This is a genomic window from Streptomyces sp. NPDC092296, assembly GCF_044755465.1.
Classification (GTDB): domain Bacteria; phylum Actinomycetota; class Actinomycetes; order Streptomycetales; family Streptomycetaceae; genus Peterkaempfera.
On sequence record NZ_JBIVRB010000012.1, the window covers coordinates 145,940 to 168,628 of the forward strand.

16 protein-coding genes are annotated in these 22,689 nt (G+C 73.3%); 12 read left to right on the top strand and 4 right to left on the bottom strand.

Features of this window, described 5'->3' with window-relative positions; genetic code table 11:
• Positions 1-118: 118 nt before the first annotated feature.
• The 5 genes from ACIQGZ_RS23105 to ACIQGZ_RS23125 are packed head-to-tail and all read left to right on the top strand — an operon-like array spanning position 119 to position 9,992.
• Positions 119-2,041 carry a CRTAC1 family protein gene (locus tag ACIQGZ_RS23105; RefSeq protein ID WP_402604692.1) on the top strand — a complete coding sequence of 641 codons (1,923 nt, stop codon included), beginning with the start codon at positions 119-121 and terminating at the stop codon, positions 2,039-2,041.
• Positions 2,041-3,057: an enediyne biosynthesis protein gene (locus ACIQGZ_RS23110; protein WP_402604694.1), complete on the top strand. Its 1,017-nt coding sequence runs from the start codon at positions 2,041-2,043 to the stop codon at positions 3,055-3,057. Before ACIQGZ_RS23105 ends, ACIQGZ_RS23110 begins: the two co-directional genes overlap by 1 nt.
• Positions 3,054-8,945, top strand: a complete 5,892-nt coding sequence (locus ACIQGZ_RS23115; protein WP_402604696.1) for a type I polyketide synthase — start codon at positions 3,054-3,056, stop codon at positions 8,943-8,945. Before ACIQGZ_RS23110 ends, ACIQGZ_RS23115 begins: the two co-directional genes overlap by 4 nt.
• On the top strand, positions 8,942-9,418 hold the full coding sequence (locus ACIQGZ_RS23120) for an acyl-CoA thioesterase (protein ID WP_402604698.1): 477 nt from the start codon (positions 8,942-8,944) through the stop codon (positions 9,416-9,418). Before ACIQGZ_RS23115 ends, ACIQGZ_RS23120 begins: the two co-directional genes overlap by 4 nt.
• Before the next feature lie 4 nt (positions 9,419-9,422).
• Positions 9,423-9,992: a flavin reductase family protein gene (locus tag ACIQGZ_RS23125; protein ID WP_402604700.1), complete on the top strand. Its 570-nt coding sequence runs from the start codon at positions 9,423-9,425 to the stop codon at positions 9,990-9,992.
• A gap of 633 nt (positions 9,993-10,625) precedes the next feature.
• Here the strand turns inward: ACIQGZ_RS23125 and ACIQGZ_RS23130 are convergent.
• Positions 10,626-12,023, bottom strand: a complete 1,398-nt coding sequence (locus ACIQGZ_RS23130; RefSeq protein WP_402604702.1) for a cytochrome P450 — start codon at positions 12,021-12,023, stop codon at positions 10,626-10,628.
• Positions 12,020-13,003, bottom strand: coding sequence for a DUF1702 family protein (locus ACIQGZ_RS23135; protein WP_402604704.1), 984 nt, complete (start codon positions 13,001-13,003; stop codon positions 12,020-12,022). Before ACIQGZ_RS23135 ends, ACIQGZ_RS23130 begins: the two co-directional genes overlap by 4 nt.
• Before the next feature lie 194 nt (positions 13,004-13,197).
• On the opposite strand from ACIQGZ_RS23135, the gene ACIQGZ_RS23140 reads away from it, so the two are divergent.
• Positions 13,198-14,163, top strand: coding sequence for a hypothetical protein (locus tag ACIQGZ_RS23140; RefSeq protein ID WP_402604706.1), 966 nt, complete (start codon positions 13,198-13,200; stop codon positions 14,161-14,163).
• A gap of 52 nt (positions 14,164-14,215) precedes the next feature.
• Here the strand turns inward: ACIQGZ_RS23140 and ACIQGZ_RS23145 are convergent, their stop codons facing one another.
• On the bottom strand, positions 14,216-14,857 hold the full coding sequence (locus tag ACIQGZ_RS23145) for a TetR/AcrR family transcriptional regulator (RefSeq protein WP_402604709.1): 642 nt from the start codon (positions 14,855-14,857) through the stop codon (positions 14,216-14,218).
• Between the two features lie 80 nt (positions 14,858-14,937).
• On the opposite strand from ACIQGZ_RS23145, the gene ACIQGZ_RS23150 reads away from it, so the two are divergent.
• Positions 14,938-16,368 (top strand): carotenoid oxygenase family protein, encoded by a 1,431-nt coding sequence (locus ACIQGZ_RS23150; protein ID WP_402604711.1) that lies wholly within the window; start codon positions 14,938-14,940, stop codon positions 16,366-16,368.
• Here the strand turns inward: ACIQGZ_RS23150 and ACIQGZ_RS23155 are convergent.
• Positions 16,283-16,900 carry a TetR/AcrR family transcriptional regulator gene (locus ACIQGZ_RS23155; protein ID WP_402604713.1) on the bottom strand — a complete coding sequence of 206 codons (618 nt, stop codon included), beginning with the start codon at positions 16,898-16,900 and terminating at the stop codon, positions 16,283-16,285. The genes ACIQGZ_RS23150 and ACIQGZ_RS23155 overlap by 86 nt on opposite strands.
• A 460-nt stretch (positions 16,901-17,360) precedes the next feature.
• Between ACIQGZ_RS23155 and ACIQGZ_RS23160 the strand changes: the two genes are divergently transcribed.
• The 5 genes from ACIQGZ_RS23160 to ACIQGZ_RS23180 all read left to right on the top strand — a co-directional run bounded on the left by ACIQGZ_RS23160 (position 17,361) and on the right by ACIQGZ_RS23180 (position 22,604).
• Entirely contained in the window at positions 17,361-18,068 is a 708-nt protein-coding gene (locus tag ACIQGZ_RS23160; protein WP_402604715.1) for a M24 family metallopeptidase, read from the top strand.
• Between the two features lie 190 nt (positions 18,069-18,258).
• The gene (locus ACIQGZ_RS23165) at positions 18,259-18,666 is read left to right on the top strand and encodes a GNAT family N-acetyltransferase (RefSeq protein WP_402604718.1); all 408 of its coding nucleotides are present in this window, start codon (positions 18,259-18,261) and stop codon (positions 18,664-18,666) included.
• 142 nt (positions 18,667-18,808) lie between these two features.
• The gene (locus tag ACIQGZ_RS23170) at positions 18,809-19,840 is read left to right on the top strand and encodes a terpene synthase family protein (protein ID WP_402604720.1); all 1,032 of its coding nucleotides are present in this window, start codon (positions 18,809-18,811) and stop codon (positions 19,838-19,840) included.
• Entirely contained in the window at positions 19,837-21,222 is a 1,386-nt protein-coding gene (locus ACIQGZ_RS23175; protein ID WP_402604723.1) for a cytochrome P450, read from the top strand. Before ACIQGZ_RS23170 ends, ACIQGZ_RS23175 begins: the two co-directional genes overlap by 4 nt.
• Positions 21,219-22,604 (top strand): NAD(P)/FAD-dependent oxidoreductase, encoded by a 1,386-nt coding sequence (locus ACIQGZ_RS23180; protein WP_402604726.1) that lies wholly within the window; start codon positions 21,219-21,221, stop codon positions 22,602-22,604. The genes ACIQGZ_RS23175 and ACIQGZ_RS23180 overlap by 4 nt, the downstream gene beginning before the upstream one ends.
• Positions 22,605-22,689: the final 85 nt, after the last annotated feature.

A 22,689-nucleotide genomic window follows, 5' to 3' on the forward strand; every position in this document is an offset into this window, starting at 1 on the left:
TGCCGAATGCCTTCACGACAACCTTGGCCAGCCGATTTGTTGTCGTCCACGGGAGGGAATTGGGATGTCGCACCGACGACGATTCCGCAGACTCGTACCCGGGGTGGTCACTGTATTGGTGGCAGCCTCGCTGTTCTTCGTCATCCGTACCTCGGTGGCTGTTGCGGGCGGTGACGAGGCGGCGGCGGCGTACACATTCAAGGAGATGCCGATCGCAATGCCGCCCGGCTACGACTCCCGGCCGATGAAGACGATCCGGGACGTGAACCCGGCCTACCACAAGATCCGTGCCTGGATCTCCTCGGTCGGCGCCAGCATCGCGATCAACGACGTCACCGGCCACGGACTGGCCGACGGCATGTGCATCGTCGACACCCGCACCAACGCCGTCGTGGTCACCTACACCCCGACCGCCCGCGCCGCCGACCGGTTCACCCCGTTCGTGCTCGACGGCGAGCCGCTGCCGATGGACGACACCATGGCACCCACCGGCTGCACACCCGGCGACTTCAACGGCGACGGCCGCACCGACTTCCTGGTCACCTACTGGGGACGCACCCCGGTGCTCTTCCTGGCCAAGTCCGACGCCACCACGCCGTCGGTCACCGCGTACGCCCCGCGCGAGGTCGTCCAGTCGCAGAGCATCGACGGCAAGTACCACGGACCGAGGTGGAACACCGACGCCGCGTACGTCGCGGACCTCGACGGCAGCGGCCACCCGTCGATCATCATCGGCAACTACTTCCCCGACTCCGACGTGCTCGACCCGCACGGGCTCAACAACGTGCAGATGAACAACTCGCTGTCCAGCGCGAAGAACGCCGGCGGGGACCATGTGCTGCGCTACTACGGGTCGAGCGTCGGGACCGACCCCGAGGCGACCTTCGTCGAGGAGAAGGACGCCATCCCGTACGCCGACTCCACCGGCTGGACGCTGGCCATCTCCGGCGCGGACCTGACCGGTTCGGGCCTTCCCGACGTCTACATAGCCAACGACTTCGGCCACGGGCACCTGCTGTACAACATCTCGACGCCCGGCCACATCCGCTTCACCGAGGTCACCGGCGAGCGCACCCCGACGACCCCGAAGTCGTTCGTCCTCGGCAAGGGCTCCTTCAAGGGGATGGGCGTCGACTTCGGCGACGTCGACGGCAACGGCAGCTTCGACATGATGGTCAGCAACATCACCGTCGCCTGGGGCCTGGAGGAGAGCAACTTCCTCTGGATCAACCAGACCGACAGCCCGGCCGCCGCGAAGAGCAAGATGCAGGCCGGCATCGCGCCGTTCAAACAGAAGGCCCAGGAGAACGGCGTCGCCTGGACCGGCTGGGGCTGGGACGCCAAGATGGGCGACTTCCTCAACAACGGCCGGCAGAACATCCTGCAGGCCGACGGCTTCGTCAAGGGCGACATCGACCGCTGGCCGTGGCTCCAGGAGATGGCCATGACCAACGACGACCTGCTCTCCAACCCGGCGATGTGGCCGCACGTCGGCCCCGGTGACGACCTGGCCGGCCACGAGGTGCTGGCGTTCTACGCGCGCACCGCCAGTGGCAAGTTCGCCAACGTCAGCAAGCAACTCGGCCTCGACGTCGAGATCCCCACCCGTGGCATCGCCACCGGCGACACCACCGGCAGCGGCGCGCTGGACTTCGCGGTGGCCCGCCAGTGGGGGCCGCCGGCGTTCTACGCCAACCAGTCCCCGGCCCTGGGCCACGACCTGACGCTACGGCTGTACCGGCCCGCGCCGGACTCCGCCGCGGGACAGGGCCTGGCCGCCCCCGGCTCGCCCGCCTACGGAACCACCGTGAGCATCACCACGCCCGACGGCAAGCAGATCGCCCAGCTCGACGGCGGGGGCGGCCACGGCGGCTTCCGCAGCTTCGACGTGCGCTTCGGCCTCGGCGACCACACCGGCCCGGTCACCGCGCACCTCACCTGGCGGGACAGCCAGGGCGGCCTGCACACCAAGACCCAGCAGCTGACCACGGGCAGCCACACCCTCATGCTGACCGACGACATCCAGGAGGTGACGAGCTGATGACCGCGCCCGACACCGTCAAAGTGACGCCGCACGCCGTCCAGCCTCGCGCCAAGAAGAGGGAACCCAACCGGGACCCGCGCTATCTGGCCCTGCGGAACTTCGCCCTCTCCATGTCCGTGTTCAACATCCTCGGCTACACCCTGCTCGGCTTCGAGCAGCCCTGGGTGTGGCCCATCATCTGCGCGCCGTTCGCCTATGTGGTCGAGATCGTGCTGGAGCTGATCAGCGCCTGGGCGCAGGAGCGCAAACCGCGCTTCCTGGGCAACGGCGTCCGAGGGGTGTACGAGTTCCTGCTGCCGTCCCACATCACCGCGCTCGCGGTGAACATGCTGCTCTACGCCAACAGCCGGCTGCTGCCGATCCTGCTCGCCGTCTTCATCGGCGTGGCCGGCAAGCACGTGCTCCAGGCCCCGGTGAACGGCCGGATGCGGCACTTCATGAACCCGTCCAACTTCGGCATCACCGTCGCGCTGCTGATGTTCGGCTCCTGGATCAGCATCGCGCCGCCGTACGAGTTCACCGAGAACGCCAACACCTTCTTCCGGGTCGGCATCCCGCTGGTCATCGCCACCGCGGGCACGGTGATCAACGCCATGCTCACCAAGCGGGTGCCGCTGATCGTCGGCTGGCTCGGCGGCTTCGTCATCCAGGCGGTGCTGCGGCACTTCATCTGGGACGTGGCGATCTGGTCCGCACTCGGCCCGATGAGCGGCGTCGCCTTCGTGCTCTACACCAACTACATGATCACCGACCCTGGGACCACACCGTCCAAGGGCCGCAACCAGTTCATGTTCGGCTCCTCGGTCGCCATGGTCTACGGGTTGCTGATGATCTTCAACGTCGTCTACACGCTGTTCTTCGCCACCTCGATCGTCTGCGCGGTGCGTGGCATCGGCTGGTGGGTGGCGCACCTCGCGCAGCGGCGTGCCCGCAGGAACGGCGCGGTCGGCGGCGCGGCCGAGCAGGCCGCCGCGCCCGAGCGTCCCATGGACAACGAGGCGGTGGCGGCATGACCGTACGCGACTTCCGGCCGGTGACCACCGCCGACGACGACGAGCCGATCGCCACCGGGCGGATCGCGGTGGTCGGCATGGCCTGCCGCTACCCCGACGCCGAGAACCCCGAGCAGCTGTGGCAGAACGTGCTGGCGGGCCGCCGCGCCTTCCGCAAGCTGCCCGACCAGCGGATGCGCGCCGAGGACTACTACTCGCCCGACCCCGCCGCGCCCGACCGCTTCTACAGCGCCAAGGCCGCGGTGATCGAGGGGTTCGAGTTCGACCGGGTCCGCTACCGCGTGGCGGGCAGCACCTTCCGCGCCACCGACATGACCCACTGGCTCGCCCTGGACACCGCCGCGCGCGCCCTGGAGGACGCCGGCTTCCCGTTCGGCGAGGGGCTGGAGAACGCCAACACCGGAGTCATCATCGGCAACACCCTCACCGGTGAGTTCAGCCGAGCCAACCTGATGCGGCTGCGCTGGCCGTACGTCCGCCGCACCGTCGGTGCCGCGCTGCGCGAGCAGGGCTGGGACGACACGGCGCTGACCGCGTTCCTCGACAGCCTCGAAGGGCGCTACAAGAGCGCCTTCCCGCCGATCGGCGAGGACACCCTGGCCGGCGGACTGGCCAACACCATCGCCGGCCGGATCTGCAACCACTTCGACTTCAAGGGCGGCGGCTTCACCGTCGACGGCGCCTGCTCGTCCTCCCTGCTGTCGGTCTCCACCGCGTGCGACGCGCTGGTCAGCGGCAAGATGGACGTGGCCGTGGCCGGCGGCGTGGACCTGAGCATCGACCCGTTCGAGGTGATCGGCTTCGCCAAGACCGGCGCGCTCGCCACCGGCGAGATGCGGGTCTACGACAAGGGCTCCAACGGCTTCTGGCCCGGCGAGGGCTGCGGCATGGTGGTCCTGATGCGGGACGAGGACGCCCGCGCACAGGGCCGGTTCCGCTACGCCACCATCCCCGGCTGGGGCTACTCCTCCGACGGCAAGGGCGGCATCACCCGGCCCGAGGCCAGCGGCCACCGGCTCGCGCTGCGCCGCGCCTACCGCGCGGCCGGCTTCGGCATCGAGACGGTCGGCTACTTCGAGGGCCATGGCACCGGCACCGCCGTCGGCGACGCCACCGAGCTGCGCGCCTTCTCCGAGGCCCGCCGCGCCGCCGAGGCCACCACGCCGGCCGCCCTGAGCACCGTCAAGGGCAACTTCGGCCACACCAAGGCGGCGGCCGGCGTCGCCGGGCTCCTCAAGGCGATCCTCGCGGTCCGCCACCAGGTGATCCCGCCCGCCACCAGCCACATCGACCCGCACCCCGAACTCACCGGCCCCGCGCCCGCGATGCGGGTCCCGGACCGCGCCGAGCTGTGGCCCCAGGACGCGCCCGTCCGGGCCGGCGTCTCCTCGATGGGCTTCGGCGGAATCAACGCGCACGTCGTGGTGGAGCACGCCGACGGCGTACGCCGCAGCGCCGTGCCGGCCGTCGCCCGCAAGCTCGTCGCCTCCCGACAGGACACCGAGCTGTTCCTGCTGGACGGCGCCGACCCGGACGAGCTGCACGAGAAGGCGACCCGGCTGGCGGAGTTCTGCGCCCAGCTGTCGTACGCCGAGCTCGGTGACCTGGCGGCCACGTTGCAGAGCGAGCTGGCCGATCGGCCGCTGCGCGCCGCGGTGGTCGTCGCCTCGCCCGAGCAGGCGACCGAGCGGCTGACCGCACTGGCCGGACTCCTGACCTCCGGCGTCCGCTCCGCGCTGAACACCACCCAGGGCGTCTTCCTGGGCAGCGCCGGATCGGCCCCCCGGATCGGCTTCCTCTTCCCGGGCCAGGGCGCCGGGAAGCGGGGCGACGGCGGCGCGCTGCGTCGCCGGTTCGCCGCCGTGGACGAGCTGTACGACCGGCTGGCGCTGCCCACCGACGGCGACCTGGTCGCCACCGACGTCGCCCAGCCCCGGATCGTGGCCGCCTCGGTCGCGGGCCTGCGGATGCTGGACATCCTCGGCATCGAGGCGGTCCGGGCCACCGGGCACAGCCTCGGTGAGCTGACCGCCCTGCACTGGGCGGGCGCGATGGACGAGTCCACCGTGCTGAGTGCGGCGGGCGCCCGGGGCCGGATCATGGCCGCGGCCAGCGACGGCGACGGCACGATGGCGGCGCTCGCCACCACCCCCGCGCTCGCCGAGGCCCTGATCACCGGCGAGCCGGTGGTGATCGCCGGTTACAACAGCCCGCAGCAGACCGTGGTGTCCGGCCCGGTCGCGGCGGTCGAACGGGTCTGCGCGCTGGCGGCGGAGCAGGGCGTCGGCGTGGCCCGGATCAACGTCTCGCACGCCTTCCACTCGCCGGCCGTCGCCCCGGCCGCAGCCGGACTCGCGGAGCACCTGGCTCAGGAGCGGTTCGGCACGGTCGGTGCGGGCCTGGTCTCCACGGTCACCGGCGGGCTGCTGCCCGCCGACACCGACGTGGTGGACCTGCTCACCCGGCAGGTGCTGGAGCCGGTGCGCTTCACCGAGGCGCTCCAGGAGATGGCCGGCGAAGTGGACCTGCTGATCGAGGTCGGCCCCGGCCACGTACTGAAGTCGCTGGCCGCCGACATCCTGCCGACCGTACCCGCCGTCGCCACCGAGGCGGACGCCCTCTCGCTGGCCGGGCTGCTCGGCACGGTCGCCGCCGCCTGGACGATGGGCGCGCCCGTCCGGCACGACCAGCTGTTCGCCGGGCGCTTCACCCGGCCGCTGCCGCTGGACAAGGAGTTCCTGTTCTTCGCCAGCCCCTGCGAGTCCAACGGCGAGGACTTCGTGCTGGCGCGGTCGGAGTCGGCCGCGCTGCCGCAACCCACCGCTCTCCCGGCCGCCGCCGACTCCGCGGCAGCCGGCGCCAGGGAGACCGCCTCCAGCCTGGAGGTCCTGGTCCGGCTGGCCGCCGAGCGGGCCGAACTCCCGGTCGACACCGTCGATCCGGCGGCCAACCCGCTCGACGAACTGCACCTCAGCTCCATCACGGTCGGCCAGATCATGAACCAGGCCGCCCAGGAGCTGGGCATCGGCGCCCCGATGGTCACCACCGCCTTCGCCACCTCGACCCTCCACCAACTCGCCGAACTGCTGGACGAGCTGGCCGAGCAGTCACCCGGCGGCGACCGCCAGCCCGCCACCGCCCCCGGCGTCGCGCCCTGGGTACGCCCGTTCCTGGTCGACCTGACGCCAGCCGAACTGCCGGACCGCCCCGCAGCCGGACCCGGCGGCGAGTGGGAGGTCTTCGCCTCCGACCGGCATCCGCTGGCCGGCCCGCTGGCCGAGCAGCTGCGCGCGTCCGGACCCGGCGGGGGCGTCCTGCTCGCCCTGCCCCGCGACTGCGACCAGCAGCACACCGGCCTGATGCTCGCCGCCGCCAGGGCCGCGCTCGACCCGGCCCGGCGCGCCGCCGGCACCCGGTTGGTCGCGGTCGGTGACCGCAGGGGAGCGGCGGGCCTGGCCAAGACGCTGCACCTGGAGGCCCCGGACATCCCGGTCACCGTCGTCACCCTGCCGCTGCCGGAGGACCTGCCGGCCGACGCCGCCGAGCGGAACAGCGCCCGGATCGCGGCCGACGTCGCAGCCACCACCGCCTTCAGCGAGGTGCACTACGACGCCGACGGCGTACGGCGGGTGCCGGTGCTGCGGGCGGTGGACCTCGAACCGGACTCCGCCCACCAGGCACTCGGCGACGGCGACGTGCTGCTGGTCACCGGCGGTGGCAAGGGCATCACCGCCGAGTGCGCCATCTCGCTGGCCGGGCAGAACGGCGCGGCGGTCGGCCTGATGGGCCGCTCCGACCCCGCCGAGGACGCCGAACTCGCGGACAACCTGGCCCGGATGAAGGCGGCGGGCGTCCGGGTGCACTACACGCGGGCCGACGTCACCTCCGCCGACGAGGTCAAGGCCGCGGTGGGTGAGATCACCCAGGTGCTCGGCCCGGTCACCGGCCTGCTGCACGGTGCGGGCCGCAATGAACCGCAGGCGCTCGCCACCCTGGACGAGTCCTCGTTCCGCCGGACGCTGGCCACCAAGATCGACGGTGTGGAGGCCGTGCTGGCCGCGATCGACCCGGCGGCGCTGCGCCTCTTCGTCACCTTCGGCAGCATCATCGGCCGGGCGGGCCTGCGCGGCGAGGCGGACTACGCCACCGCCAACGACTGGCTCACCGAGCTGACCGTACGGTTCCAGCAGGACTACCCCGACTGCCGCTGCCTGGCACTGGAGTGGTCGGTCTGGTCCGGCGCCGGCATGGGGGAGCGGCTGGGCGTGCTGGAGGCGCTGGTCCGCGAAGGCATCGAGCCGATCCCCGCCGACCAGGGCGTGGCGCTGCTCGGCCGGCTGCTGGCCACGCCCGGCACCCCGCCGGCCCTGGTGGTGATGGGCCGGGCGGGCGGCCTGCCGACGATCACCCTGGAGCAGCGCGAACTGCCGCTGCTGCGCTTCCTGGAGCGCCCCCAGGTGCACTATCCCGGCATCGAACTGGTCGCGGACGCCGAACTCACCGGCGGCGGCGATCGCTACCTGCCCGACCACCTGCTCGACGGCGACCTGCTCTTCCCCGCCGTCCTCGGCATGGAGGCGATGACCCAGGCGGCCACCGCGCTGACCGGCCACCAGGACACCCCGGTACTGGAGGACATGCGGTTCCTGCGGCCCATCGTGGTCCCGGTGAACGGTGCGACGACCCTGCGGGTCGCCGTCCTGGCCACCGGCCCCGGCACGGTCGAGGCGGTGGTGCGCAGCAGCGAGACCGGCTTCCAGGCCGACCACTTCCGGGCCACCCTGCGCTTCGGCGAGCCGCTGCCGGACGACGACCCGGCGCCGGTCACCGACCAGGTGCCCCGGGTGCCGCTGGCCCCCGGCGAGCTGTACGGGCCGGTGCTCTTCCAGGGCGACCGCTTCCAGCGGCTGCTCGGCTACCGGGACCTGGCCGCCACGCACTGCCTGGCCGAGATCGACGACACCCCGCGGACCGACTGGTTCGCGGGCTACCACCCGGGTGACCTGGTACTGGCCGATCCCGGCACCCGCGACGCGCTCATGCACTCCATCCAGGCGTGTGTGCCCGAGGCCACCTTGCTGCCGGTGAGCGTGGCCCGGCTGCACCTCGCCGCCGCGGCTGCGGCGCGCAGCGGCCGGCTGCTGTTCCTCGACGCCCGCGAGCGGTCCCGGGACGGCGACAGCTACCTGTACGACCTGGACGTCCGCGACGAGGCGGGCCACCTGGTCGAGCGCTGGGAGGGCCTGCTGCTACAGGCGGTACGCAAGCAGGACGGTGCCGGGCCCTGGCTGCCCGCACTGCTCGGCCCCTTCCTGGAACGGCGCGTCGAAGCGGCGCTCGGCCACCCGGTGCGGTGCGTCGTGCTGCCCGGCGGCGCGGCGGCCGGCTCCTCGGTCGAGGAGCGCCGGCAGCGCACCGCCCAGGCGGTCAGCTGGGCACTGGGGCGCACCACCGAGGTGCACCACCGGCCCGACGGGCGGCCCGAACTGGCCGACGGGCGGCGGATGTCGTCCTCGCACGCGGCGGGTGTCACCTTCGCGGTGGTCGCCGACGAGGCCGTCACCTGTGACGTCGAGGTGGCCGCCGAGCGGCCGGCCGACGAATGGGCCGGGCTGCTGGGCGCCGACGGCCTGGCGCTGGCCCGGCTGGTCGCCCAGGGACGCGGTGAGCCGCTGAGCCTGGCCGCCACCCGGGTGTGGGGCGCGGTGGAGACGCTGCGCAAGGCGGGCCACGCGGTGGCCGCGCTGAGCCTGGACGGCGACGCGGGGTCGCCGGCCGGCTGGGTGGCCTTCCGCGGCGGTACGCACCGCATCACGACCTTTGCGACCGCTCTGGACGGCGTCGCCGATCCGGTGTCCTTCAGCGTGCTCTCCGAGGGGACCCGATGACCCAGCCGGACTACTACGAGTACCGCCACCTGGTGGGCTTCGAGGAGACGAACCTCGTCGGCAATGTCTACTACGTCAACTACCTGCGCTGGCAGGGCCGTTGCCGGGAGATGTTCCTGCGGGAGAAGGCCCCCGACGTGCTTGCCGACATCCGCGCCGACCTCAAGCTGTTCACCCTCAAGGTGGACTGCGAGTTCTTCGCCGAGATCACCGCCTTCGACGAGCTGTCCATCCGGATGCGGCTGCTGGACCTCACCCAGACCCAGATCGCCTTCACCTTCGACTACGTACGGCTCGGGCCGGACGGGAGCGAGTCCCTGATCGCACGCGGGCAGCAGCGGATCGCCTGCATGCGCGGCCCCAACACCGACACCCGCCCGACCAGGGTCCCCGAGCCGCTGCGGCTCGCCCTGGTCCCCTACGCCGTCTCCGGTACGGCGCCCTCCCTGACCGTCACCACCAGCACGGGGTGATCCCATGTCCATCGTCCCATCCGCTTCCGCACCGCTGCCCGGCTCGCTCGACCTGCCGCCACTGCCGGTGGAGGCGCCCGAGGCGGACGTCCACGACCGCCGCGCCCTGCGCGGGGTGCTGGGGCGCTTCGCCACCGGGGTGACCGTACTGACCGCAGGGCGCGACACCCCGTGCGGCATGACGGCCAACTCCTTCACGTCCGTCTCGCTGGACCCGGCCCAGGTGCTGGTGTGCGTCGTGAAGTCGGCGGCCATCCACCAGACCGTGCTGGCCGAGCAGGCGTTCGCGGTCTCGGTGCTCGGCCGCGACCAGGAGTGGGTGGCCCGGCACTTCGCCGACCACGGACGTCCGCGCGGGGCGCAGGAGTTCGCCGCGATCGACCACGAGCCCGGCCGGCACACCGGCGCCCCGGTGCTCGGCCACGCCCAGGCCTGGCTGGAGTGCCGGCTCAGCGCCGTCCACGAAGGGGGTGACCACACCATCTTCGTCGGCTCGGTCCTGGGCGCCGGCCGCTCGTCGACCGAGGACCCGCTGCTCTACCTCGGCGGGGCCTTCCGCCGGCTCGCGGACTGACCGGCGCCGACCGCGCCCGCTGCCGGGGGGAGGCCCCCGGCGATCGGCGGATTCCAGTGATCGTGTGCGGCGCGTGGTCGGTTGATCGGGCCGTCAGTGGTGCAGAGAGGCGCTCGGCTGGGGTTCCCCAGCCGAGCGCCTTGCGTGGGCGGCTGTCGGGTCGGGCCGCGACGGCGTCGAGGTGTTCGCTGCGGTCGGCCGACAGCTCCGTTCCCCCGGGGAAGTCCGGAGCCCGCGCCGCTCAGGACCGCCGTGGCAGGCGGCGTCAGCCCGGCGACCGCCCGCCGACCGCCCGCCGACCGCCCGCCGACCGCCCGTCGACCGGCTGTGACCGACCCCGACCGGCGGCCCGCATGACGGCGCCGGCGGCCACCCGCCGGGCGTACCGCCGCCCGGCGCGTCGTCTGCCGGTGACCGACGGTCACGGCAGCTCGGCCCGATCGGGAACAGCGCCCGGCGCCACACTCGCGCCGCCGCCTTCGACCCGCGCCCGCCGGTCAGCCTCGGACTCGGCCACGGCGGCACAAACCCGACGGGTCCGGGCCGCCGCCTGAGCACGGCAACCCGGACCACACCGAGATCCTCTTCCGTCACTCGAGATCCGCCGAGGGCCGCCCTACCGGCCGCGAACCGTCAGTTCCGTGGCTCCACGATCATCGGCAGGCCGCCCTTGACCCGCAGCGTCAGCATCGGCTCGGCCCGCACCCGGTGGCCGGGCAGCACCGACAGCCGCAGCCGGCGCAGCAGGACGGCGAGCACCACCGTGGCCTCCAGCATCCCCAGGCTGCTGCCCACGCAGACCCGGGGCCCCGCGCCGAACGGCACATAGCTGTACCGGTGCCGGCCCGCCGAGCGGCCCTTGGCGAACCGGTCCGGGTCGAACCGGTCCGGGTCCTCCCAGAAGTCCGGGTGCCGGTGCAGGGTGTAGGGGCAGAGCACCACATCGGCGCCGGCCGGCACCCGGTAGCCGCCGATCTCGTCCTCGGCCAGCGCCTTGCGCGGCAGCAGCCACACCGCCGGGTAGAGCCGCATCACCTCCTGGAGCACCATCGAGGTGTAGGTGAGCCGGTGAATGTCCTCGAAGGCCGGCAGCCGGTCGCCCAGCACCTCGTCGACCTCCGCGCGGACCCGCTCCCCGACCTCCGGATGCCGGTCCAGGAGGTACAGCGTCCAGCTGAGCGTGCTGGCCGTGGTGTCGTGCCCGGCCAGCAGCAGGGTGATCAGTTCGTCACGCATCCGGTCCTGCCGCACCGCCGGGTCCCGCTCGTCGGCCGTCGCGTCGATGAGACGCGACAGCACGTCGTCGCGGGTGCCGTCGGCCGCCGGGTGCCGTCTGCGCTCGTCGGCGAGCGCGGCCACGATCCGGTCCAGCTCCGCCCGTGCCTTGCGGAACCTGAGCTGGAGCGGCAGCGGGACCCACGACGGCACCGAGCTCAGGCTCATCATCTCGAAGATGGCCTGGTCCTGGACGACTTCGAAGGCCTCGCCGATGGACTCGTACGCGCCCAGGTCCGCGTCGAGCAGCGAGCGGCCGAGCACACCGAGGGTCAGCCCGGTCATCTCCTGCCGGATGTCCACCGGACCCGCGCCCGCCGACAGCCTCAGCCGTTCGGCCAGCAGCACCGCCTCCTCGCCGATCGCCCCGGCCTGCCGGGAGACCCGGCGGGCCTGGAACACCGGTTGGATCACCTTGCGCTGGGAGCGCCACAGCTCGCCCTCGCTGGTCAGCAGCCCGTTGCCGAGCGCACGGCGGGCGTGCACCAGGCCGATGCCCTTGTGGTAGTTGGCGCTGTTGTCGGTGAGCACCCGGCGGACATGGTCGGGGTGGTTGAAGAAGTAGAGGGTCTTGGGGCCGAGCGGCAGCCGCACCGCGTCACCGTAGGTGGCCGCCGCCCTGGTCATCACCGTCAGCCGGTCGGACGCCATCCGGGCCAGCAGCACCGGGGTGCCGGCTCGCGACGGTCCGGGCGGCCGCCGCTGCGCACCGCCGCGCGGCCGGCCCGGGGCCGCCGCCGACTCCACGCCGGTCATGTCCGTGCCTCGGGCGCGCCGCTTGAGACCCGCTCGGAGATCCGCCGCCGCCACGCCTCGTACGCCGTCAGCCGGTCGTCCACCACGGACACCGGCCGGGCCTGCGCGCAGACCTGGGCGGCCTGCTGCGGGGTCAGGCCGCAGAGCAGTCTCGCGGCCAGTTCGGTGTGCGGGATCACCAGGTCCGCCTCCACCCGGGCGGTCGCGGCGAAGGCCGCCCCCTGGGCGAGCTGCGGCCGGTGGCGCCCGGCCCGCTCGGACAGGGTCAGCAGCTCCGCCTCGCCGGCGCCGCCGGCGTAGCAGGCGGCCAGGCCCACCCCGCTGTACAGGTCGGGCCGGCGATCGGCCGCGAAGCCGTCCACCAGGTCCGCGACCACCGTCGGGTCGGTGCCGCCGACGAACCACAGCGCCCGGCCGATGCCCTGGTCGATGGCGTGCCCGGCGTAGCGCCGGGTCTCGTCGCCCGGCCATGGGAAGGCCGGCTCCCGGTACTGCTCGTGCACATAGCGCCGGGTGCGGAAGTACGCCTGGTGGAATCCGTATCCGTCCAGGGCCAGCCAGCGCAGCAGCGGGTCGGCGGGCGCGATCGACGCCCAACGGAAGCGGGGCAGCCGGGCCATCGCCCAGCCGACCCCGACGTGCACCATGTAGTCGTGCGGGGCGCCGTGGCCCGCCAGGAAGGCCGCCACCCGGCCGCTGCCGGGCACCGGAAGGCCGTCCAGCATGGCCAGTCCCATCGCGGCGCCCTCGTAGCCGAAACCGCGGAACCGCACCGGTATCCGCTCCAGCCGCTGGTACGCCTCGTCCTGGTCACGCGCCTCCACGGCGAACGCGTACCCGTCCAGGAAGGTCGCCCCGACCGTCTCCAGGTTCTCGCGCGCCTCGGGGCTCTTCTCGTGGAAGCCCCGGGTCGACAGCTTTGTCTCGTTGTGGCTCGGCGTCATCAGACGGCGCCTGACCGCCCGCCAGCTCCCGCTCATCGTTGCCTCCAGCCCGCCGCGTGCCCGGACGGCCGCAGCTCTCCGCTTACATGCTTCGGGGCCACGGCCTGCGGCACTACTCCCACCGTGCCGATGCCCGGCAATACGGAAGTAGGCGTTGGAAGCGCCGGTACCGGACACTCTGTCCCGTTCCGCGCGCTTCCCGGCATCCCCGCCCCCAGAGGAGATTCCACGTGACCGAGACCACCGCAGTCCCGGCGCCGATGGCGCCGCGCGCCACGTCGCTCTTCGTCAACGGCCTGTTCCCACGGCGTCGGGCACTGGTCGTGCTGCTCAGCCTGCTGGGCGGTCTGCTGCTCGCCTACGCCTGGTCCTCGAAGGTGGCGGACGACGAGATCGGCTTCAACACCGCCGACCACCTGCTCGGCCACGACGCCAGGAACACACCGCTGACCGGCATCGCCACCGGTGTGCTCTTCGCCTTCGTCTCCGGCCTGGCCGGCTCCTTCACCGCCTGCAATGTGGCCGTCTTCGGCGCGATGGGCCCGCTGGTCGGGCAGCTCAGCCCCACCCGCCGCCAGCGGCTGGCCCAGGCGCTGCGGCCGCTGGGCTGGCTGGCGGCCGGCATGCTGCCGGTCTCCGCCGCCTACGGTGTGCTGGTCGGCCTGGTCGGCACGCACATGCCGCAGTTCTCGCTGGCGGTCACCTCCGGCATCTCGCCGCGCATCGCCCAGGCCATGATCGTGTTCGGGGTGATCGGCCTGTTCATGCTGGTGCTCGGGCTGGCCGCGGCCGGCCTGGTCCCCGACCCGCTGGCGGGGCTCGCCCGGCGGCACCCCAACGCCCCGCTGGTGCTGGTCGGCGTCATGGTCGGCGGCTTTCTGATCGGGCGCCCGTACCCGCTGTTCCGCAACCTGTTCCGGCACGCGGCCGACGAGCACAACCCGCTCTACGGAGCGGTGGCCTTCTCGCTCCAGTCGATCGGCAACATCCTGGTGATGTCGCTGCTCCTCCTGATCCTCTCCTACGGCTTCAGTCCGCCCGTCCGGCGCTGGCTGGCCGGCAAGCCGGGCCGGGCGGCGACGCTGACCGCGTCCGCGTTCCTGGTGGCCGGCGCGTTCACGGTCGTCTACTGGGACATCCGGCTGCTGGGCACGCTCGGCTACATCTGGTTCCCGAAGGCGCCCTGGAACGCGTAACGGCTGTCCGTTCCCCGGGCGTCGTCGGCGGCGGGTCCGGGCCCTTGGGGGCTCAGACCCGCCGCCGTGCTGCTCGGGCCACCGACTCCCGGGCCCGCTGCGGATCGTCCCCCGCGCCCAGGATCATGCCGCAGACCTGCGCCTCGAAGCAGACGTCCGCGGTGTTGGGCTCGACCAGGTAGCCGCCGAGATCCAGGGTGACCAGGCCGTGCAGGGCGATCCAGAGCTGATGGGCGACCAGTTCGGGGTCGGAGGGCCGGAAGCGGTCGGCCGCCACGCAGCGCTTGACCGCCCCGACGAGCACATCCAGGGTGTAGCGGCCGTGCTGCCGGTCGGCGTCGGTGAGCGAGAAGCCGCTGAGGCTCGACCCGCCGAACATCACGTTGTAGAGGTGCCGGTGCTCTCTGGCGTTGGCGCGGTACGCCCAGCCGAGGGCGACCACGTCGCAGACCGGGTCGTCGCTCTCCTCGACCGCCCCCAGCCTGCCGCTGAGCAGCATGAATCCCTCGCGGACCATCGCCCGCACCAGGTCGTCCATGCCGCCGAAATGCGTGTAGACCGCCATGGTGGAGGTGCCCACGATGGCTGCCAGCTTCCGGGTGGACAGCGCGGCCGGTCCCTCTTCGCTGAGCAGCTTCGCAGCAGCGTCGATCAGCTTGGCACTGAGGTTCGGGTCAACTCGGCGTGGACTCACCCTTGACAGTATGTCAGCCGACTGTGACGCTATTCCATGACGCCGTTATGTAACGGTGCTATTCAACGGAGGAGGCGGCCATGCCTCGCACCACTGGTCACACGCCCACGAGCGACCTGCTCACCGGTCGCCCGGCCACCGGCCACACCGCCGGCGGACTCCCGCACAGCACGACGCACCTCCTCGGGCGCGGCTACCAGCCGGTGTCCGCCGAGACCGACCACACCGCACTGACCGTGCGCGGCACCCTGCCGCCGCAGCTCGACGGCACGTTCCTGCGGATCGGGCCCAACGCCCGAGGCGCCCATGACCCCGCCGTGGACCACGCCTTCGGAGGCGCCGGCATGGTGCACGCCCTGCGGCTGGGCGGCGGCCGCGCGCACTGGTACCGCAACCGCTGGCTGCGCGGCGACGCGATCAGCCGCGCCCTCGGTGAGCTGCCCACCCCCGGCCCCCGCCGGGGACTGGACGACAACGTCAACGCGAACCTGGTCCGGCACGCCGGCCGCACCCTGGCCGTCACCGACGGCGGCGCCCTGCCGCTGGTCCTCGACTCCGGCCTCGGCACCCTCGCCCGTACCGACTTCGACGGCACCCTCCCCGGCGGCTTCTGCGCGCACCCCCTCACCGACCCGGTCACCGGCGAACTCCACGCGGTGGCCGCCGACCACGCGAGGGACGAGGCGGTCCTGCTCACCATCGACGTCGAGGGCCGGGTCCGCAGCGCGCTGCCGATCCCGGTCAAGGGCCGCCCCTGGATGCACTCCTTCGCCCTGACCGAACGCCACGCCGTGCTCTTCGACCTGCCGGTGGCCCACGACGACGCCGAGGCGCGGGCCGGCTCGCCGGCGCCCTACTCCTGGCAGCCCGAGCGCGACGCCCGGATCGGCATCCTGCCCCGGGACCGGCACGACGCGGCCGCGCTCTGGCTCGATGTCGCGCCCTGCTTCGTCTTCCACCCGGTCAACGCCTTCGAGGACACCGACGGCCGGATCACCGTGGACGTGATCCGCCACGAGCGGGCCTTCGACCGCGACCGGCTGCACCCCAGCGAGTCGGCACCCACCCTGTGGCGCTGGACCCTCGACCCGCGCGAAGGAGCCGTGGTGGAACGGCAGCTGGACGACCGCGTCCAGGAGTTCCCCCGGATCGACGAGCGGCGCACGGGACTGCCGTACCGGTACGCCTTCACCGTCGAACTCGACCCGGGCCAGGGCGCGGCGCTCTGCGGCCCGGCACTGCTGCGGCACGACCTGGCCACCGGCCGCGCCGACCGCCACGCCTTCACCGGCGGACGGACAACCGGTGAACCCGCCTTCGTGCCGCGCGACGCGCTGGCTGCGGAGGCCGACGGGTGGCTGCTGACGCTGGTGTACGACCCCGCCGCCGACCGCAGCGAACTGGTCGTCCTGGACACCGCGGACTTCACCGGGCCGCCGGTCGCGGTGGTGCCGCTGCCGGTACGGGTGCCGCACGGCTTCCACGCGCAGTGGGTGGCGTCGGAGTGGTGAGCGGCGGGCATGCCGTCGCTGTTGCGGTGCGCACGGTCCGCCGTGGCGCCCCGGGGCGCAGCGCGGTGACCGTGCTCAGCAGCAGCATCCGGCCGAAGAACTCCTCCAGGACGGGCTCGGGCAGGTCGGTGGCCGTGGCCACCGTCCGCCAGAGCAGCTCCCAGTGCCGGGCCGCCGCCGCGTGGATCACCGCGTCCGAGGCCGCCGCCGCGTGCAACTGGCCCTGCAACGCGAAGGCGTAGTCCTCGTCGACCAGCAGCCGCCAGGCGCGCTCGCCGGCCCGAAGCGCCTCGACGCCGGTCACGCCGTCGGCCGCCTCCCGGAAGGCCCGTACGGCGCGGCTCGTCCCCTGGTCGGCCGCGGCCAGGAACACATCACGCTTGCTGGGGAAGAGCCGGAACAGATACGGCTGCGACACCCCGGCTCGGGCGGCGATCGACCCGGTCGAGGTCCCGTGGAACCCGCCGCGGGCGAACTCCTCGACCGCCATCCGCACCACCAGGGCCCGCCGCTCCCGCGCGCTCATCCGCATCGGCACCCACCTCCTGCGCCGAGCCTCCCCGCCGGAAGGGCGGCCTGCCTACTCCCGGGCTGCCGAACCCCGGGCCCCCGCACCGGCGCCACGCAAGGCACGCTGGGCACCCAGGCCGCCATCCGAGGGCTGCGCCGAGCCGCCGGGCGATGAGCAGCACGGCGAGGCGTCAAAGGATGATGACGCCGGACGGCTTGCAGATGCCTGTCGAATTGGCTGTCCGGCCTCGCATGTGCAGGATATGGACCAGGGTGCGGCGAGCAGGCGGGCGGCGGTGTCGGGTGCCATGGGCGGGTCCGGAGTAAGGGCTCGGCTGCGTACGTTGGAGCTGTTCGCAGGGTCGCCGCCGGAGCCCGAGCCGGACGCGGCAGCCTCCGGCCACCGGCTGCGGCCCTGACGCCCTGCGGCGGTCTCGTGCCGCGAGGAGCAGCACCACGACATGCGAAAGAGGTTGAGTGACATGGCAGTTGAGCAGAGCGACGTGCGGGAGGACCAGCGCGCGGAGGGGCTGGTGGCAGCGCAGGAGAAGGCCATCGCGCTGTTCGCCGAGGTCGAAGCGCGCGGACTGGTGGCACCGGGCGTGGGCGAGCAGGAGGTGAGCGACCGCATCCGCGACCTGGCCAATGAGATGTTCGGCACCACCAAGCACTGGCACAAGCGGATCATCCGCTCCGGCCCCAACACCCTCGTCCCGTACAAGGACAACCCACCGGACCGCGTCATCGGCACCGACGACATCGCCTTCGCCGACTTCGGCCCGATCTTCGAGGAGTACGAGGCGGACTTCGGCCGCAGCTACGTCTTCGGCGACGACCCCGAGAAGCACCGGCTGCTGCGGGACCTGCCGCGCATCTTCGACGCCGGACGGGCCGCCTTCGCCGCCGACCCGGACATCACCGGCCGGCAGCTGTATGCCGAGGTCGAACGCCTGGCCACCGAGGCGGGCTGGGCCATCGGCACCTGGCACACCGGGCATCTGGTCGGCGAGTTCCCCCACGAGACCAACGAAGGGGCCAAGGCCGACTCCTACATCACCCCGGAGAACGACACCCCGCTGCGCCGCACCGACCGCGCGGGCCGGCGCTGCCACTGGATTCTGGAGCTGCACTTCATCGACCGGCAGCGCGGCTTCGGCGGCTTCTACGAGCAGCTGCTCGACCTGGCCTGACCTGCGGCGCCCCGGCGCCCGCCGCTGATGCCCGCCGCCTGATGCCCGCCCCGGGGCCGATCGGTCCGCAGCCCCGGGGCGGCCCATGACGCCGTGTCGACGGCCGGGCCGGGAACCGCTGGGCCGCCGCGATGGGTGCGACCGGGAAAATCAGTGGCCCGCGCCGGGCGGGCCTGGGAACGTCGTGCGGGTGGCATGTGAGATCGACTACCGCTGGCGGGCAGTGCTGACGGACGCGGACCTGTCGGCACTCACCCTCTCGCACGGCGGTCGAGCGCGACCGGGCTGGTGGGACCGCGCCCGGGAGCACAGTCTCGGCTGGGTGAGCGCACACCGCGAGGACGGGGCACTGATCGGCTTCGCCAATGTGGCGTGGGACGGAGCCGACCACGCGTTCCTCCTCGATCCCCAGGTACGGCCGGACCACCAACGCCGGGGGATCGGAACCGAGCTGGTCCGCCGGGCGGCGGCAGCGGCCCAAGCCGCCGGCTGCGAATGGCTGCACGTGGACTTCGAGCCGCACCTGCGCGCGTTCTACTTCGACGCCTGCGGCTTCACGCCGACCGAAGCCGGGCTGATCCGACTCCGCAGCGCCTGAGCCGTCGCCCGTACAGCCGCACCGCTGCCACATTCACCCGTTCGGAGGAAAGGCCGCCGGTTGTCCGGGCATGGCCGCGGCGGTCGGCCAGACTGGTCGCCACCGGCTGGTCCGCCGGTCAGCGGGGGCTGGGGGGTGGAGCATGGGTCCCGGTACCACGCGGGCGCGCGGCCACGGCGTCAAGCCGCCGCCGGCCGCCGCCGCGCTCCTCGCGCGCGTCCGCCGTCCCGAGCCCCACGACCACGCCGACGCCGTCCGGGAGGAGATCGGGGCCTGGCTGGCGGCCAGCCGCGTCCTCGGGGACTCCCCACGGGCGTTCCTGGCACAGGGCCACCTGGATCTGGTCGCCAGGGCCTGGGGCGATGTCCCCCGGGGGCCACGGTTGGCCGCGGCGGCCAAGTGGCTGGTGCTCACCTGGATACTTGACGACCACTTCGACGACCAGTGGATCGGTCGGCCCACCGCCGAAGCCCGGCGGACGGTCCGCGCTCTCGCGGACCTCCTGGGCGACGGCCGGGAGGACCGCCTCGCACCGGGGGCCCGCACGGCCCCGGACCCCGCCGGCGACGAGGACGCACTGGTCGGTGCGTTCGCCGCCCTGTGGCGGGAGACGGCCGGGCTGACCACACCGCTCTGGCGGGCCCGGTACGCGACGCACTTCCGGGCGTACCTGGACGCCTCGCTGGGCTATCTGGAAGCGGGCGCCCCCGAGGGTCCCGTCCCGACCGTTCCGGAGTACCTGCACCAGCGGGACCGGGACGGGGCCGTGCTGTGCGCGGCGGGCTGGGTCGAGCTCGCCCACGGCCTGGACATCTCCGACGAGGCGTTCCGCCACCCGCAGGTCGCGGACGTGCTGATGCGCTTCAACCACGTCATCTGCTGGGCCAACGACCTCTACTCCGCCCCGGCCGAGTGCGCTGCGGGCAACGGCAAGAACCTGCTGCGCTCGCTGGCGGTCCACGAAGGGCTGGCCCCCGGCGCCGCCGCCGTCCGGCTCGGCGCGCTGTGCGAGGCCGAGTTGGCGACGTTCGAGTTCCTGGCCGACGGCATCGCCCGGGGCCCGTCCTGGCCCGAGGAGGTCCGCGTCCTCGCCAGGGCACTGATCCGCTTCACCCACGCCCTCATCCGCTGGACGGCCACGGCCGCGCGCTACCGCATGGAGGCAGCACCATGATTCCCCGACCGCCCGGCGCGCTCCCCCTGGTGGGCCACCTGGTGCCGTTTCTGCGCGACCCGCTGGCGTTCCTGCGCTCCCTGCCCCGCCACGGCGATCTCGTCCAGGTCCGCCTCGGCCCGGTCAGCGCGGTCGTGGTCTGCGACCTGGAGCTGACCCGGCAGGTGCTGCGCGAGGACCGGGTCTTCGACAAGGGCGGCTTCCTCTTCGAGCGCATCCGCGACTTCGCCGGCAACGGCCTGGTGACCTGCCCGCACGCCGACCACCGCCGCCAGCGCCGCTATGTCCAGCCCGCCTTCCGCGCCGAACGGATGGGCCAGTACGCCGAAGTGATGGACCGGGAGGCCCGGCGGCTGGCCGCCTCCTGGCACGACGGACGGCAGATCGACCTCACCGCCGAGCTGAGCTTGACCGCCGGCCGCAGCCTGGTCGCCACCCTGTTCACCCAGCTCCCCTTCACCGGGCTGCAGGAGACCGTGGACGACTTCGTCCTGCTGATCGGCGGCTCCTACCGGCGGATGCTGCTCCCGCACCGCCTCAACCGCATCCCGCTGCCGGCCAACCGCCGCTACGCCGCCGCCCGCGCCCGGCTGGCGCGGCTGGTCGACGGTGTCGTCACCGCCTACCGCGCGGCACCGGACGACCGCGGCGACCTGGTGTCCATGCTGGTCACCGCCGACGAGAACGGGCAGATGCTGACCAGCGCCGAGATCACCGACCAGGTGATGACGATCTTCGCCGCCGGATTCGACACCATCGCCAACTCCACCGTGTGGGCGCTGCACCTGCTCGCCCAGCACCCCCGGATCGCCGACCGGGTACGCGCCGAGGCCGACGCCGCCGAGGTGGCCCAACCGGCCGGGAGCGTCGAAGGGCTGGAGCTGACCGGCCGGGTCATCCGCGAAGCGATCCGCCTCTACTCGCCGGGCTGGCTCCTCACCCGCCTCACCACCACCGACACCCGACTCGGCGGCCACACCCTGCCCGAGGGCACCGCGATCGTCTACAGCCCCTACCTCCTGCACCGCCAGCCCCAGCACTTCCCCGACCCCGACCGCTTCGACCCCGACCGCTGGCTGGACGCCCACCCCCAGCGCGGCCCGTTCATCGGCTTCGGCGCCGGGCCGCGCCGCTGCGTCGGCGAGCAGTTCGGGCTCACCGAATCGACCCTGCTGCTCGCCACCATCATGCGCACCTGGCGGCTGGCACCCGTCCCCGGCACAACCGTGCGCGAGGTGCCGCTCGCCACCCTGCGCCCCGGCCCGGTGTGGATGCGCCCGACCCGCCGCCGTGACCCCGGCCGCCCCGACCCCGGCCGCCCCGACCCCGGCCGCCCCGACCCCGGCCACAGCGACCCCGACCACACCGCGGCCGCCCGGTGAGCACCGCCCTCGTCCTCGGGGGCGGCCTGGCCGGGCTGCTGGCCGCCGCAGCCCTCGCGCCGCACGCCCGGCACGTCACCGTCATCGAACGGGACACCCTGCCCGACCGGCCCGGTCCGCGCCAGGGCCTGCCGCAGGGCGACTTCAGCCACCTCCTCCTCGGCGGCGGGGCCGACGCCCTCGACTCCCTCCTCCCCGGCACCGTCGCCGCGCTGCGCGCCGCAGGAGCCCACCGCCGGGCGATCCCCTCCGGCCTGCTGATGCGCCTGGGCGAGGGCTGGCTCCAAGGCTTCGACTCGACCGCCTACCTGATCGCCTGCAGCCGCCACCTGCTCGACCACACCGTCCGGCAGCGGCTGCGCCACCAGGCCGCCGTCACGATCCGGGAGGACACCCGCGTCCTGGGCCTGACCGGAGACCCGGGCCGAGTCACCGGGGTGTACGTGGCGCACCCGGACGGATCGCGCGAGAGCCTGCCGGCCGACCTGGTGGTGGATGCGACCGGCCGCCGCTCCCAGGCCCCGCGCTGGCTGGGCGCCCTGGGCTTCGAAGGGCCGCGCGAGGAGACGGTGGACGCCGGACTCGCCTACGCCGCCCGGCTATTCGACGCACCGGGCGGCAACCACGGCTTCCCGGTCGTGAGCATCGTCCCCGTCCCCGGCCGCCGCCGCCCCGGGCGCGGCGCCACCATCATCCCGATCGAGAACGACCGCTGGATCATCACCCTCTCCGGCACGCGCGGCGGCGAACCCTCCCGTACCGAGGCCGAGTTCCACACCTTCCTCCGCACCCTCGACCACCCGGTCATCCACGACCTCGCCCGCGCCGCCCACCCGATCGGTCCGATCCGCACCTGCCACGGAAACCCGAACCGCCGCCGCCGCTACGAGGACGGCGCCCCGGCCGGGTTCACCGCCACCGGCGACGCGGTGGCCGCCCTCAACCCGGTGTACGGGCACGGCATGACGGTCGCCGCCCAGTGCGCCGCCGCCATCAGGGCCGTCCTCGACGCCGAGAGCCTGCACCCCGACGTCAGCGCCTCGATCCAGCAGCGGATCGCCCGCGTCGTCGACACCCCCTGGACCATGGCCAAGGAGCAGGACCAGGGCTTCCCCGACGCCCGTTCGAGCCACCCCACCGCCCACGGACCCACCACCGCGCTCACCCGCTGGTACACCGGCCGCCTGCTGCACGCGGCCCTCACCGACCCCGCCGTCTCGGCCGCCTACTTCGACGTCTTCTCGCTCGCCGCGCCGGCCGGCCGCCTCACCGCGCCCGCCGTGGCACTCGCCGCGCTGCGCCCCCGGCGTACCAGACCCCTGACCGCCGCCGAGGCGATCGCCCGGTTCCCCCGGGCCACCGAACTGGCCGGACCCTACTGAGCACCCCGCAGGGGTTCGGCCGCCGTTCGGGGGCAGGGCCGCACCGGCCACCGGCTCACCCGGGGCCGGTTGCCCCGCGCGGGTG

Excerpts from the sequence above, each read along its gene's own strand:
- ACIQGZ_RS23160 (WP_402604715.1), top strand. The coding sequence starts at position 17,361 with ATGGCAGTTGAGCAGAGCGACGTGCGGGAGGACCAGCGCGCGGAGGGG.
- ACIQGZ_RS23170 (WP_402604720.1), top strand. The coding sequence starts at position 18,809 with ATGGGTCCCGGTACCACGCGGGCGCGCGGCCACGGCGTCAAGCCGCCG.
- ACIQGZ_RS23150 (WP_402604711.1), top strand. The coding sequence starts at position 14,938 with ATGCCTCGCACCACTGGTCACACGCCCACGAGCGACCTGCTCACCGGT.
- ACIQGZ_RS23135 (WP_402604704.1), bottom strand. The coding sequence starts at position 13,003 with ATGAGCGGGAGCTGGCGGGCGGTCAGGCGCCGTCTGATGACGCCGAGC.
- ACIQGZ_RS23110 (WP_402604694.1), top strand. The coding sequence starts at position 2,041 with ATGACCGCGCCCGACACCGTCAAAGTGACGCCGCACGCCGTCCAGCCT.
- ACIQGZ_RS23155 (WP_402604713.1), bottom strand. The coding sequence starts at position 16,900 with ATGCGGATGAGCGCGCGGGAGCGGCGGGCCCTGGTGGTGCGGATGGCG.
- ACIQGZ_RS23125 (WP_402604700.1), top strand. The coding sequence starts at position 9,423 with ATGTCCATCGTCCCATCCGCTTCCGCACCGCTGCCCGGCTCGCTCGAC.
- ACIQGZ_RS23115 (WP_402604696.1), top strand. The coding sequence starts at position 3,054 with ATGACCGTACGCGACTTCCGGCCGGTGACCACCGCCGACGACGACGAG.
- ACIQGZ_RS23175 (WP_402604723.1), top strand. The coding sequence starts at position 19,837 with ATGATTCCCCGACCGCCCGGCGCGCTCCCCCTGGTGGGCCACCTGGTG.
- ACIQGZ_RS23130 (WP_402604702.1), bottom strand. The coding sequence starts at position 12,023 with ATGACCGGCGTGGAGTCGGCGGCGGCCCCGGGCCGGCCGCGCGGCGGT.
- ACIQGZ_RS23120 (WP_402604698.1), top strand. The coding sequence starts at position 8,942 with ATGACCCAGCCGGACTACTACGAGTACCGCCACCTGGTGGGCTTCGAG.